This is a genomic window from Microbacterium pumilum (assembly GCF_039530225.1).
In the GTDB taxonomy this organism is placed as follows: Bacteria; Actinomycetota; Actinomycetes; order Actinomycetales; family Microbacteriaceae; genus Microbacterium; species Microbacterium pumilum.
This window is the reverse complement of record NZ_BAAAOH010000001.1, coordinates 3,410,454-3,423,517: the sequence shown is the minus strand read 5'-3', so window position 1 is coordinate 3,423,517 and position 13,064 is coordinate 3,410,454. Positions and strand designations below refer to the sequence as shown.

12 protein-coding genes, 1 tRNA gene and 1 pseudogene are annotated in these 13,064 nt (G+C 69.2%); 12 read left to right on the top strand and 2 right to left on the bottom strand.

The features are described 5' to 3' along the window. Positions 1 to 6: 6 nt before the first annotated feature. Positions 7 to 492, bottom strand: a complete 486-nt coding sequence (locus ABD188_RS15490; protein ID WP_344064231.1) for a DUF4442 domain-containing protein — start codon at positions 490 to 492, stop codon at positions 7 to 9. 155 nt (positions 493 to 647) lie between these two features. Between ABD188_RS15490 and ABD188_RS15485 the strand changes: the two genes are divergently transcribed. From ABD188_RS15485 to ABD188_RS15430, 12 genes and pseudogenes are all read left to right on the top strand, one after another. Then, positions 648 to 1,316 (top strand): O-methyltransferase, encoded by a 669-nt coding sequence (locus ABD188_RS15485; protein ID WP_344064229.1) that lies wholly within the window; start codon positions 648 to 650, stop codon positions 1,314 to 1,316. Between the two features lie 106 nt (positions 1,317 to 1,422). Continuing rightward, the gene (gene eno, locus ABD188_RS15480; protein WP_344064227.1) at positions 1,423 to 2,703 is read left to right on the top strand and encodes a phosphopyruvate hydratase; all 1,281 of its coding nucleotides are present in this window, start codon (positions 1,423 to 1,425) and stop codon (positions 2,701 to 2,703) included. Positions 2,704 to 2,736: 33 nt separating this feature from the next. Next, positions 2,737 to 3,279 (top strand): FtsB family cell division protein, encoded by a 543-nt coding sequence (locus ABD188_RS15475; RefSeq protein ID WP_344064224.1) that lies wholly within the window; start codon positions 2,737 to 2,739, stop codon positions 3,277 to 3,279. A 74-nt stretch (positions 3,280 to 3,353) separates the two neighbouring features. Beyond that, complete coding sequence (locus ABD188_RS15470) at positions 3,354 to 3,872, top strand: DUF501 domain-containing protein (protein ID WP_344064221.1); 519 nt, start codon at positions 3,354 to 3,356, stop codon at positions 3,870 to 3,872. Then, positions 3,869 to 5,151 (top strand): annotated as a pseudogene (locus ABD188_RS15465) (S8 family serine peptidase). Before ABD188_RS15470 ends, ABD188_RS15465 begins: the two are co-directional and overlap by 4 nt. A 20-nt stretch (positions 5,152 to 5,171) precedes the next feature. After that, positions 5,172 to 6,602, top strand: coding sequence for an NAD(P)/FAD-dependent oxidoreductase (locus ABD188_RS15460; RefSeq protein WP_344064218.1), 1,431 nt, complete (start codon positions 5,172 to 5,174; stop codon positions 6,600 to 6,602). 84 nt (positions 6,603 to 6,686) lie between these two features. Further along, a tRNA-Leu gene (locus ABD188_RS15455) sits at positions 6,687 to 6,759 on the top strand. A gap of 159 nt (positions 6,760 to 6,918) precedes the next feature. Next, a complete protein-coding gene (locus tag ABD188_RS15450; protein ID WP_344064215.1) occupies positions 6,919 to 8,148 on the top strand; it encodes an alanine racemase in 1,230 nt (409 codons plus the stop codon). Beyond that, positions 8,145 to 9,458, top strand: coding sequence for a D-arabinono-1,4-lactone oxidase (locus ABD188_RS15445; RefSeq protein ID WP_344064212.1), 1,314 nt, complete (start codon positions 8,145 to 8,147; stop codon positions 9,456 to 9,458). The genes ABD188_RS15450 and ABD188_RS15445 overlap by 4 nt, the downstream gene beginning before the upstream one ends. A gap of 83 nt (positions 9,459 to 9,541) precedes the next feature. Beyond that, positions 9,542 to 10,111 (top strand): LemA family protein, encoded by a 570-nt coding sequence (locus ABD188_RS15440; protein WP_344064209.1) that lies wholly within the window; start codon positions 9,542 to 9,544, stop codon positions 10,109 to 10,111. 29 nt (positions 10,112 to 10,140) lie between these two features. Next, the gene (locus ABD188_RS15435) at positions 10,141 to 11,028 is read left to right on the top strand and encodes a M48 family metallopeptidase (RefSeq protein WP_344064206.1); all 888 of its coding nucleotides are present in this window, start codon (positions 10,141 to 10,143) and stop codon (positions 11,026 to 11,028) included. A gap of 28 nt (positions 11,029 to 11,056) precedes the next feature. Beyond that, entirely contained in the window at positions 11,057 to 12,142 is a 1,086-nt protein-coding gene (locus ABD188_RS15430) for a DNA glycosylase AlkZ-like family protein (protein WP_344064204.1), read from the top strand. 3 nt (positions 12,143 to 12,145) lie between these two features. Here the strand turns inward: ABD188_RS15430 and ABD188_RS15425 are convergent, their stop codons facing one another. Beyond that, positions 12,146 to 13,057: a hypothetical protein gene (locus ABD188_RS15425; protein ID WP_344064201.1), complete on the bottom strand. Its 912-nt coding sequence runs from the start codon at positions 13,055 to 13,057 to the stop codon at positions 12,146 to 12,148. Positions 13,058 to 13,064: the final 7 nt, after the last annotated feature.

Below are 13,064 nucleotides of genomic sequence, written 5' to 3'. Positions count from 1 at the left end.
AGACACTCACTTCGGCGCTTGCTCTGCCTTCGATCCCGTGACGCGTCGCTTCTCGCGAACGTAGACCTCGCGCCGCACGCGGGCGATCACGTCGCCGTCGGCGTCGGTGATCTCGGTCTCGAACCACTCCAGCACCTTCGCGCCACCGCGAGCGCGCTCTCGCAGCTCGACGGCCTTCTCGCGCGGCACCTCGAAGTGCGCGGTGAGCACGCCGCGCCCCGGTTTCACGAACTCGATCTCGCCGCGCGTGTCCCACACGACGTACTCGCGCCCGAGCTGGTGCATTACGAGCATGAAGAAGTAGGGGTCCGTCATCGCCGACATCGAGCCGCCGAACGCCGTCTTCACGTAGTTGCGAGTGACGGGGTTCACATGCAGCTCGACCGTCGCGCTGGTCCAGTCGGCGGAGAAGCGCTTGATGCGGATACCGCTGAAGAAGTTGGGTGCCCAGAGGCTCATGCCGACGGCGAGGCGCCGGGGAGTGACTTCCATGCCGGTCAGTGTGCCCGAGGCCGCGACGTGCGGACACATCGACTGTCGGCGGTCTACAAACCGAGGGGGGTTTCCACCCATCGGGCCGGCTGCGCGGCCCCGCGCGGCACCCTCAGCCCCTTGACCGGCCGGTCTCGGGGCGGTTGGCTGGCGGCATGGCCGACCCCACACCCGAGTCCTGGCGGCGTGTCGACGCCTACCTCACCGAGACCCTCGTCGGACACGACCCCGACCTCGAGACCGCCGTCGCCGAGCAGCACGCCGCAGGAATGCCGGCGATCGAGGTGGCACCCGTGTCCGGAAAGCTGCTGCAGCTCCTCGTCCGCATCTCCGGGGCCCGTCGAGTGCTCGAGATCGGAACGCTCGGCGCCTACTCGACGATCTGGATGGCGCGCGGCCTCGCCCCCGGCGGTAGCGTGGTCACGGTCGAGGCCGAACCCGAGAACGCGCGGATCGCCCGGGCGAACCTCGATCGCGCCGGCGTGGGCGACCGGGTCAAGATCATGGTCGGACGCGCGGCGGACGTGCTGCCCACGCTGGAGGGCTCCGAGCCGTTCGACCTCGTCTTCATCGACGCAGACAAGGAGTCGAACACGATCTACATCGATTGGGCGGCGCGTCTCGGCAGGCCGGGCACGGTCGTCGTCGTCGACAACATCGGCCGCGGCGGCGAAGTGGCCAATCCCGCCACCATGAACCCTCAGGTGATCGGGACGCAGCGAGGTCTCGAGCTGCTCGCCCGAGATCCTCGGTTCGACGCCACAGCACTGCAGACGCTCGATCGCAAGGGCTACGACGGCATCGCGATCGCACTGGTCGTGTGACCGCTCCCTCGAACCGCGCCTGTGGCCGACGCATCCGCCTCACTAGACTCGGGTCGGACCGACGTCGCTCCGAACCACCACCCCACCACGAGCAAGGAGCATTCCCGTGGCATTGATCGAGGCTGTAGGCGCGCGCGAGATTCTGGATTCGCGCGGAAACCCGACCGTAGAGGTGGAGGTGCTGCTCGATGACGGAACCGTCCAGCGCGCGGCCGTCCCGTCCGGCGCATCGACCGGAGCTTTCGAAGCGTATGAGCTCAGGGACGACGACAAGAGCCGCTACAGCGGCAAGGGCGTGCTCAAGGCTGTCGCCGCGGTCGTCGACGAGCTCGGACCGGCGATCGAGGGTGTCGAGGCGAGCGAGCAGCGCATCATCGATTCGATCCTGATCGAGACCGATGGCACCGAGAACAAATCGCGCACCGGTGCGAACGCGATCCTCGGCGTGAGCCTCGCTGTCGCGAAGGCCGCTGCCGACTCGGCCGATCTGCCGCTCTTCCGCTACCTCGGTGGGCCCAACGCCCACCTGCTGCCCGTGCCGGCGCTCAACGTGATCAACGGCGGTGCGCACGCCGACACCGGCGTCGACATCCAGGAGTTCTTCCTCGTTCCGCTCGGCGCCGAGACGTTCGCCGAGGCGATGCGCTGGGGCACCGAGACCTACCACGTCCTCAAGGGCGAGCTGAAGGCCGGGGGCTTCGCCACCGGACTGGGCGACGAGGGCGGCTTCGCCCCGGATCTGCCGAGCAACCGCGGCGCGCTGGACTTCCTGCTCGCGGCCATCGAGAAGGCCGGCTACAAGCCCGGCACCGACATCGCGGTCGGGCTGGATGTCGCCGCCACGGAGTTCTACTCCGACGGGGCCTACCACTTCGAGGGCAAGGACTGGTCGGCCGCAGAACTGACCAAGTACTACGAGGAGCTCCTCGCGAACTACCCGCTGGTCACCATCGAAGACGCCCTCAGCGAGGACGACTGGGACGGCTGGAAGGCGCTCACCGACGACATCGGCTCCAAGGTGCAGCTCGTCGGCGACGACCTGTTCGTCACGAATCCGGCGCGGCTCGCCGACGGCATCAAGCGCGGCGTCGCGAACTCGCTGCTGGTGAAGGTCAACCAGATCGGCACGCTGTCCGAGACGCTCGACGCGGTGGGCCTCGCGACCCGTTCCGGGTACACGTCGATGATGTCGCACCGGTCCGGTGAGACCGAGGACACCTTCATCGCGGATCTCGCAGTGGCTGTCAACTGCGGTCAGATCAAGACCGGCGCGCCCGCTCGCAGCGAGCGCATCGCGAAATACAATCAGCTTCTGCGCATCGAGGAAGAGCTGGGCGATGCGGCCGAATTCGCGGGCCGCTCGGCATACCCGCGCTTCACGGGCTGAGGCCCAGCACTGGGATTCACGTAAGGAGGAGCCGTGGCAGAGAAGGCGGCTCCTCCTTCTCGCGCTCCCCAGCGGCGTGCGGCGCGCCGACCGGTCGACGTGCGAGGGTGGCTCGGCGGCATCCGTCTCTCGGGCTTCATGGTGATCATGATGGGGCTCGTCGTTCTCGCGGCTTTCGTCCTCGTGCCCACCATCGGCACGTATCTCGACCAGCGGCAGCAGATCGCCGCACTGGAATCAGCCGTCGAACTCACCCGCCAGGAAGTCGCCGACCTCGAGTCTCAGCGTGCTCGATGGACCGATCCGGCGTACATCACCACCCAGGCCCGCGAGCGGCTCTACTACGTGAGGCCCGGCGAGGTCGTCTACCTGGTCGACAACGATCTGCCGCCCGAGCTCGCCCCGCAGGAGCAGACGCCGATCAGCGCCGAGCTCGAGCAGACACGGACGGACTGGATGTCGCAGCTCGTGCGATCGGTCACCGCAGCGGGGCTCGCGCAGACGGTCAAGCCCCTCACCGTCGGCGTGCCGGACCCCACATCGACACCGAGCGAGACCGGCACCGGAGCGCCGTGAGCCGGCGCTCAGAGCGAGGCGCGGCGGGCCGCCGGCCCAGCCTCGTCCCAGCCGTCCGCAGGTAGCCTTTCAGCGTGACGACCCCTCCGTTCCCGCCCGTCAGCGACGCCGATCTCGCGGCTCTGCGCGAGCAGCTCGGCCGTCCCGCACGGGGTGTCGTCGGCATCGCGGCACGCTGCGTCTGCGGCAACCCCACGGTGGCCGCGACTGCACCACGGCTGGCCGACGGAAGCCCGTTCCCCACGTTCTACTACCTCACGCATCCCGCGGCGACCGCCGCGATGTCGACGCTCGAGGCGAGCCATATGATGCGCGACCTCAACGATGAGCTCGCGGCCGACGAAGAGCTCGCCGACGCCTACGCGAAAGCGCACGAGGCCTACCTGGCCGACCGCGCCGAATACGGCGAGGTCGACGAGATCGAGGGGATCTCTGCCGGCGGCATGCCCACGCGTGTCAAGTGCCTGCACGCTGTGGCGGGCCATGCACTGGCGGCGGGTCCCGGTGTCAATCCGATCGGCGATCGCGCTCTCGCCCTGTCGTCGTGGTCGCCCGACCGGTGCGTCTGCACGAATCCGAGGGCCAGCGGATGATCCGCCGACTGGCCGGAGCTCTGCTCGTCGGGGGCATTCTTGCCGCGGGCGGCGGCACCCAGGCCCTCGCGGCGACCCCGCCCGAGCCCACGCCTGAGAAGGATCCGATTCGCAGCGCCGAGTACTGGCTCGACGACTACGGCATCGAGAAGGCGTGGGAGACGACACGCGGCGCGGGCGTGCGGATCGCGATCATCGACACCGGCGTCGGGAGGGGACCCGTCGAGTTCACGGCGGCGGTCGTGGGCGGCACCGACGTGTCGGGAGTCGGCAGCGACGATGGCCGCACTCCGATCGGAGCCGTCGACGCCAACCACGGCAGCTGGGTGGCCTCCCTCGCGGCCGGACGCGGCACCGGACCGGATGCCGGAATGATCGGCGTCGCCCCTGAGGCCGGGCTGCTGTCGGTGTCCGTGGGGTTCGGCGCGTCCGCGACGCGACCGTTCACCGAGCAGATCGCCGAGGCGATCCTGTGGTCAGTCGACAACGGGGCGGATGTCATCAACCTGTCTCTCACCACGAACACACCGGACTGGGACGAGAGCTGGGATCAGGCGTTCCTCTACGCGTTCGACCACGATGTCGTCGTGGTGGTGGCGGCCGGCAACCGCGGCAGCGGCACCACACGCGTGGGTGCCCCCGCGACCATTCCCGGAGTGCTCACCGTCGCCGGCCTGGACCCGGAGGGACGAGCGAGCGTCGAGGCGTCGACGCAGGGCATCACGATCGGCGTGTCGGCGCCGAGCGAGAAGCTCGTCGGCGTGTCCGCGGACGGCAGCCTCGTGCTGTGGAACGGCACGAGCGGCGCGGCGCCGATCGTGCCGGGATCGCCGCCCTGGTCCGCGCCGCCCATCCCGACCTCGACGCCGAGAATGTGATCAACCGCATCATCCAGACCGCCCACCCCGCCGCCGCGGCGACGGCGGTACCCGATCCGCTGTACGGGTACGGCATCGTGGATGCCGCATCCGCCGTCACCGCGGAGGTGCCGCTGGTCTCGGCCAACCCGATGGGAAGCCTCGAGGAGTGGATCCGCGTGTACCGACGTGCGCAGAGCGACCCGCTGCCGGTGCCGACGGTGCGGCCGGTCGAGGTCGCGCCGCTGCCTCCGGCGGATGCCGCGCCCAGGCCCGCATCGCCCCTGCTGCCCACCCGTGACACCTTCGTGTACGGGAGTCTGCCGCTCACGCTCGGCACAGCCGCGGCTATACTGGTGGCGCTCGGCGTCACCGCTGCTGTCCGACGCATCCGATTGGCGTCCCGCACGCCGAGCCGCTGACCAGGAGGAGTATTCCCCCCGTGACCAACACCGTGCCAAAGATCCTGATTGTCGGTGGCGGCTACGCAGGCTTCTACACTGCTTGGAAGCTCGAGAAGAGCCTGCGCAAGGGTGAGGCCGACGTCATCATCGTCGACCCGCTGCCGTACATGACCTACCAGCCGTTCCTCCCCGAGGTTGCCGCCGGGTCCATCGAAGCCCGTCACGCCGTCGTCGCCCTGCGTCGCCACCTCAAGCGCACGACCGTCGTCGCCGCGAAGGTCACCGGCATCAACCATGCCGGCAAGGTCGCCACGATCACTCCGATCGCGGGCGAGCCCTATGAGCAGGAGTACGACCAGATCGTCGTCACGGCCGGCGCCGTCTCGCGCACGTTCCCGATCCCGGGCATCGCCGACAACGCCATCGGGCTGAAGACCATCGAAGAGGCCGTGGCGATCCGCGACCGCCTGATGTCGAACTTCGACAAAGCCTCCATGCTGCCCCCGGGTCCCGACCGCGACCGTCTGCTGACCGTCGTCGTGATCGGCGGGGGGTTCGCGGGCATCGAGGTGTTCGCGGAGCTGCGCTCGCTCGCGTCGTCGCTCGTCAAGAGCTACCCGACGCTGACCTTCGATGACACCCACTACCACCTCATCGAGGCGATGAGCCGCATCATGCCCGAGGTATCGCTGAAGACGAGCGAGTGGGTGCTGAAGGATCTTGCGAAGCGCGGGGCGTTCGTGCACCTCGACACGCAGGTCACCGGTGCCGTCGGCGGCAACGTCGAGCTCTCGACCGGCGAGACGATCCCCACCGACCTGATCATCTGGACGGCCGGTGTCATGGCGAACCCGACCGTCGTCCGCGGGGGAGACCTGCCGGTCGAAGAGCGTGGCCGCATCCGCACCCGCGCCGACCTCCGGGTCGGCAGCGAGGAGGAGATCGTCGAGGGCGCCTGGGCTGCCGGCGACGTCTCGGCTGTCCCCGACCTGTCGGGTGGCGGTGTCGGCGGCTACTGCGTGCCGAACGCGCAGCACGCGGTGCGCCAGGCGAAGCTGCTCGCGAAGAACCTCACGGCTGTACTGCGCGGCGAACTGCCGCGAGAGTACTTCCACAAGAACCTCGGTGCCGTCGCAGGGCTCGGTCTCTACAACGGCGTGTTCCAGTCCGGCAACCTGGCGCTCAAGGGCTTCGTCGCGTGGATCGCGCACCGCGGCTACCACGGCCTCGCGATGCCGTCGTGGGAGCGCAAGTTCCGCGTGCTGTGGGACTGGTGGAACAACCTCTGGCTGCGCCGCGACCTGGTCAACCTGTCGACGGTGCAGAGCCCACGATACGTGTTCGAGGAGTTCGCGGCTCGTCCGCGTCCGCCGCAGCCCGTCGAGGCCGAGAAGCCTGCCGCGGCTGAGAAGCCTGCCATCACGAAGCGACCGGCACAGGCGGTCACGAAGACGCCCGCTGCGGGCTGACGCTCTCGGCATTCCGCTGACCGCTGCCCGTGAGGCGGGCGTATTACCCTGATCACGCGACGCGACGGTCCGTCGACGCGGCGCGCCCCCGTAGCCCAATGGCAGAGGCAGGCGACTTAAAATCGCTCCAGTCTGGGTTCGAGTCCCAGCGGGGGTACGTCGATCCGTGGCGCCCGAGGCTCCGCCCGCCGCGCAGCGGCGAGTGGAGTGGCGGTGGGGACGAGTCCCGGCGGGGGCACCTGTTCACAGGGCGCCTCGATGCGGGTCGGCCGAGCCGTAGGCTTGTCGCCATGCGCGCGCCCCACAAGCAGGCACGATGACCCTCGACCTGCTGACGACCTCGCCGGAGACCTCATCCTGGACGGCCCCAGACACCTACTGGCCGGCCCTCTCGCACGCCCTCGAGGGTGTGAGCGGCCCCGTCGCGGCGGTCGACCTGTCGGCCCTCCGCTACAACGCGCTCGACATGCTGGTCCGGGCCAGCGGGGTCCCGATCCGCGTGGCGAGCAAGTCGGTGCGGGTCCGCGAGATCATCGATGCCACGCTCGGGCTTCCTGGCTATCACGGCATCCTCGGCTTCACCCTTCCCGAAGCGCTTTGGCTGGCCGAGACCCATGACGACGTCGTGCTCGGCTACCCCACCGTCGACCGGGCCGCGATCGCCGCCCTCGCGGCCGACGAGCGCGCCGCTGCGCGAGTCACGCTGATGGTCGACGACATCGCCCAGCTGGATGTCGTCGACGCCGTCGTCGCGCAGAGCCGGCGAGCCGAACTGCGGGTTGCGATCGATGCCGACGCATCGTGGCGTGCTCCGGCGCTCGGGCACATCGGCGTGCACCGCTCACCTGTCCACGACGCTGCGGAGGTCGCGAACCTGGCGCGGGCGATCGCCGCCAGGCCGGGGTTCCGGCTCGTCGGCCTGATGATGTACGAGGCGCAGATCGCAGGGCAGGGCGACGCGACGGGTTCCGGCGACTCCGTCATCCGCTGGATGCAGCGCCGCTCCGAGGCCGAACTGCTCGAGCGTCGCGGCGAGATCGTCGCTGCGCTGCGCGACATCGCACCCCTCGAATTCGTGAACGGCGGCGGCACCGGTTCGCTCGAGTACACCGCATCCGATCAGGCCGTCACCGAGCTGACCGCTGGCAGCGGACTGCTCGCGGGCCACCTGTTCGACGGCTATCGGGCGTTCGATCCGGCTCCGGCTGCCGCCTTCGCCCTCGAGGTCGTCCGCAAGCCGTCACCTGACATCGCGACCGTCCTCGGTGGTGGCTGGATCGCCTCCGGCCCGCCGCTGGCTTCGCGTCAGCCGCTGCCGGTCTGGCCCGCAGGACTCAAGATGCTCTCGCGAGAGGGCGCCGGCGAAGTGCAGACCCCGCTGCAGGGTGAGTCCGCCAAGCAGCTCGCGGTCGGCGACCGGGTGTGGTTCCGCCACTCCAAGAGCGGCGAACTCGCAGAGCGCGTCGACCGATACCACCTCGTCGACGACGGAGCGGTCGTGGGCGTCGCGCCGACCTATCGCGGCGAAGGGCGGGCCTTCCTGTGACGCGCCCCGGTGGCACCTGGCAGAACTGGGGACGCTCGGCATCGGTGCGTCCGAGGAGGGTCGAGTTCCCCCGCACCGTCGAGGCCGTGCAGCGTTCGGTGGTCTCGGCGGCCGCGGCGAACCTGCAGGTCAAGGCGGTCGGCGCAGGCCACAGCTTCACCGGCATCGCGGTCGCGCCCGGCGTCCTGCTCGACCTCTCCGACCTGACCGGCCTCGTCGACGTCGACCGTGAGCGGTCCAGGGTGACGATCCTCGCCGGCACGCGCCTCCACCGGGTTCCGACGCTCCTCGCACCCTACGGCCTGGCGATGGAGAACCTCGGAGACATCGACCGGCAGTCCATCTCGGGCGCGATCTCCACGGGCACGCACGGCACCGGCGCCCGATTCGGGGGGATCGCCGCCCAGGTCACGGGTGCCGTGCTGGTCACGGCGGCGGGCGAGCTGCTCACCGTCAACGAGACCGAGAATGCCGAGCTGCTGCCGGCGGTCGCCCTCGGCCTCGGCGCGCTGGGCATCCTCGTCCACGTCACCCTGCAGTGCGTCCCGGCATTCGTGCTGCACGCCGTCGAGCACCCGGAACCGTTGTCCGACGTCCTCGCCGCGCTCGACCGACGCGTCGCGGAATCGGATCACTTCGAGTTCTACTGGTTTCCGCACACCGACCGTGCGATGACGAAGAACAACACCCGCCTGCCCGAAAGCGCTCCCCGGCACCCGCTCTCGCCGGTCGGCAAGTGGTTCGACGACCGGGTGGTCGGCAGCATGCTGCACCAGACAGCCTGCAGCGTGGCCAGGGCAGTGCCCGTCACCGTCCCGTCGATCAATCGGCTCTCGGTGAAGGTCTGGGGCGATCGCGAATTCACGGATGCCTCGACCCACGTCTTCGCGACATCCCGCTCGGTGCGATTCCGCGAGATGGAGTACGCGCTGCCGACCGAGAACGTGCGTCCCGCCTTCGACGCGCTCCGCGCCCTCGTGGATGATCGCGGCTGGCGCATCTCATTCCCCGTCGAGGTGCGGTTCGCCGCTGCCGATGACCGCTGGATGTCGACCGCGCACGGTCGCGCCTCGGGCTACATCGCTGTCCACCGATACTGGCGCGAGGACCCTACCGAGTACTTCGAGGCGGTGGAGCAGATCATGCTGTCGTACGGCGGGCGTCCCCACTGGGGCAAGATGCACACGCTGGATGCCGGCATCCTGCGTGAGCGATACCCCAGGTTCGACGACTTCGTCGCCCTCCGGGACCGGCTCGATCCCGATCGGATGTTCCAGAACACGTACCTCGAGCGCGTCCTGGGTGAGTAACGGCCGAGAGTCGCGGCTCGACCTGATGCGCGGCCGGGCTCCGCGACTAGGATGATGACAATCACCGAACGGAGTCGCTCGCTATGTGGGAATGGCTGATCCCTGTCCTCATCGTGGTGGCGCTGGTCGTCATCGCGGGCATCTATCTGTGGGCGACGTACAACTCGCTGGTGCAGCTGAATGTGCGTGTCGACGAAGCCTGGAGCGACATCACGGTCCAGCTGAAACGGCGAGCCGACCTGCTGCCGAACCTGATCGAGGCGGTGAAAGGCTACGCCGCCCACGAGAAGGCTGTCTTCGAGAACGTGACGAGAGCCCGGGCGGAGACGCTCGGTGCCGCCGGTCCCGCCGAGGCGGGTGTCGCCGAGGGTCACATGCAGCAGGCGCTCAAGTCCCTGTTCGCAGTGGCCGAGGCCTACCCGCAGCTGCAGGCGAGCCAGAACTTCCTGCAGCTGCAGCAGTCGATCGTCGACACCGAGGACAAGATCCAGGCCTCTCGCAGGTTCTACAACGGCGGCGTGCGCGAGCTCAACACGAAGATCCGGGTCTTCCCGAACAACATGTTCGCGCGCAACCTCGGGTTCGACGAGCGCGAGTTCTTCGAGGTCGTTGACGGCGCCGCCATATCCGAGCCGCCGAGGGTTCAGTTTTGACGCGACTCGCTTGACGCGCGGAACTTGAGATGTACACCGCCATCGCGCGCAACAAGCGCAACACGTGGTTCATCCTCGGTGCGTTCATCCTGCTGCTCGCGGGAATCGGCCTCCTCGCCGGCTGGCTCATGGGCAACAACTGGTGGGTGACGGGCTTCATCCTGCTGTTCGCGGCCGGCTACGCCACGTTCCAGTACTTCTTCGCGGACCGCGAGGCGATCGCGATGAGCGGTGCGCAAGAGGTCACCCAGGTCGATGCCCCCCGCTACTACCGGCTCGTCGAGAACCTGTGCATCACGACCGGCAGTCCGATGCCGAAGCTGTACGTCGTGGACGATCCCGCGCCGAACGCGTTCGCGATGGGTCGAACTCCCGAGCAGGCATCCATCACGGTCACGACGGGGCTGTTCGAACTGATGACCGATCGTGAGCTCGAGGGTGTGCTGGGCCATGAGCTCGGCCACATCCGCAATTACGACATCCGGGTCTCGCTGATCGTGTTCGGACTCGTCGTCGCGGTCGGCATCCTCGCCGACATGCTGCTGCGTTTCGCGTTCTTCGGGGGCGGGCGCCGCGGCGGCAACGGCCAGGCGCAGCTCTTCCTGCTGATCTTCGGGATCATTGCGGCGATCATCACGCCGCTGCTGGCGGGCGCCGTGCAGGCGGGGATCTCCCGGCAGCGGGAGTACCTCGCCGACGCGACGAGCGCGATGACCACTCGCGACCCTGACGGCCTCGCCTCGGCACTCGGCAAGCTCGCCGAGTTCGGACAGCCCCTCAAGAAGGCCAACACCTCGATGGCGCACCTGTGGATCGCCGATCCGCTGCGACCGAACGCCATGGAGCGGATGTTCTCGACCCACCCTCCGATCCCGCAGCGCATCGAGCGGCTGCACGCCATGGGTGGATCCTTCTAGCGGCGCCGGGCCGCGCTAACCTCGCGTCATGGTGATCCGGCTCGACCGCGATGAAGCGCGTCGCATCGCGGTGCGCGCGCAGCTGCTCGCCGCCGACCGGCCAGCAGACATGGTCGAGACCATCGACGGGCTCACCGTCGTCAACATCGAACCCACGGCGGCGGTTGCCCCGAGCGCCGAGCTGATCCTCTGGAGCCGGCTCGGCTGGCCCTTCCAGGCGGCTGACCTCGCGCGTGCCGTCGAAGTCGATCGCACCGTGTTCGAATGGGCGGGCTTCTACCGGCCGATGACCGATCTCGATCTGTACCGGCCCACGATGCGCGCGGCGCCGCGCTATGTGCACACCCGCGAGTGGCTGACCTCGAACGAACGCTTCCATCGCGAAGTGATCGCGCGCCTGAGGGCGGAGGGGCCGCTGCGCACCAGCCAGATCCCCGACACCAGTCAGGTGTCGTGGCCCTCGACAGGCTGGACCAACGACCGCAACGTCACCCAGCTGCTCGAGATCCTCGCGGGCTGCGGCGAGGTCGCCATACCGCGGCGCGAAGGCAAGGAACGACTCTGGGATCTCGCAGAACGGGTGTACCCACCCGAGGTCGAGGAGTTGACCTCCGATGAGGCCAGACGGCGCCGAGACGAGAGGCGGCTCGCGTCGCTCGGCATCGCGCGCGCGAAGGCCCCTGCCCAGCCTGTCGAGCCCTGGGACGTAGGCCGGGCAGGGGAAGAAGCCGTCGTCGATGGGGTGCCCGGCACCTGGCGGGTGGACCCTGCGGCCGTCGGGCTGCCGTTCGAGGGCCGTACCGCGCTGTTGTCGCCGTTCGATCGCATGGCGTTCGATCGCAAGCGCGTTCAGGAGCTGTTCGGGTTCGAGTACATCCTCGAGATGTACAAGCCCGCGGCGAAACGCAGGTGGGGCTACTTCGCGCTGCCGATCCTCCATGGCGATCGACTCGTCGGCAAGCTGGATGCGGCCGCCGACCGCAAGGCCGGGGTGTTCCGCGTGGCAGCGGTGCACGACGACGAGGAGTTCACCGCGGATACGGCGGATGCCGTCCACGGCGAGATCCGGGAGCTGGCGGAGTGGCTCGGGCTCGACGTCGTGGGGCTGCCCTGAGGGTCAGCGGACCGCGAGCACCATCTCGTCTCCGGTGAATTCCACCGTGCCGCGCAACGCCCAGTCGTCGGCGCGGTACGTGAAGGTGCCGGGCTGGCCGGCGCGGGTGGTGCCCTGGGCGGTCGCAACGATCTCGCCGTCGACCGCGGCGAACGTCTGGCCGTCGTCCCCGATCGTGACGGCAGGATAGGCGTCGATCCGGAACGTGATCGAGTTCAGGGTCGCAAGATCGGCGGCCCAGGGCACGCGCACCCCGCAGTTCGCCGGTACGGCGTCGGCGGGCGCGGCGCACGCATCCGCGTACGCGTCGAGCTGCTCCTGTGCCCGGGCCGTCGCATCGGGCGACACCGTGGCGTCGATGGTGACAGTGACGGGCGCCTCGTTCGACACGACGGCGATCCCCTCGCCGACGACCAGACCCGCCGGGGCCGCGACGACGGGATAGACGGCCGGCAGGAGCGGGATCGGGGTCGCGGCGGGGAAGAGCTCGCCGCCGACGCGCACCGCGTCGCCGATCATCGTCTGCGCTTCGAGCGAGGCGAGGTAGTCGCCGTCGATCTTCCACCCGCCGTCCTGCTGCACCAGCCCGAAGCCGACGACGGCCGGCTCGCCGTCGAGTTCGACATCCGCTCGCACGGTCCGGGCGGCATCCGACTCGTTCTCGATCTGGAACGAATAGTCGGAGATGAAGCCGGTTGCACCCGCGAGGGCCGCTCCGACGGCGTCGAGTCCCTCATCGCGCTCCGCGAGGAGGCCCTCGATCGTTCCGAAGTCGCCGTCGGACAGCGCCTGCAGGTACCGTTCGGCGACGGCCTCGGGGCCCGGCGGTCGCGTCAGGATCCAGGCGGTGACGCCGCCCGCGACGACGAGCACGACCGCGGCAGCCGCGATCGCGATGACGGCGCCGCGGTTCACACGTTCA

Excerpts from the sequence above, each read along its gene's own strand:
- ABD188_RS15440 (WP_344064209.1), top strand. The coding sequence starts at position 9,542 with ATGTGGGAATGGCTGATCCCTGTCCTCATCGTGGTGGCGCTGGTCGTC.
- ABD188_RS15435 (WP_344064206.1), top strand. The coding sequence starts at position 10,141 with ATGTACACCGCCATCGCGCGCAACAAGCGCAACACGTGGTTCATCCTC.
- ABD188_RS15490 (WP_344064231.1), bottom strand. The coding sequence starts at position 492 with ATGGAAGTCACTCCCCGGCGCCTCGCCGTCGGCATGAGCCTCTGGGCA.
- ABD188_RS15430 (WP_344064204.1), top strand. The coding sequence starts at position 11,057 with ATGGTGATCCGGCTCGACCGCGATGAAGCGCGTCGCATCGCGGTGCGC.
- ABD188_RS15485 (WP_344064229.1), top strand. The coding sequence starts at position 648 with ATGGCCGACCCCACACCCGAGTCCTGGCGGCGTGTCGACGCCTACCTC.
- ABD188_RS15450 (WP_344064215.1), top strand. The coding sequence starts at position 6,919 with ATGACCCTCGACCTGCTGACGACCTCGCCGGAGACCTCATCCTGGACG.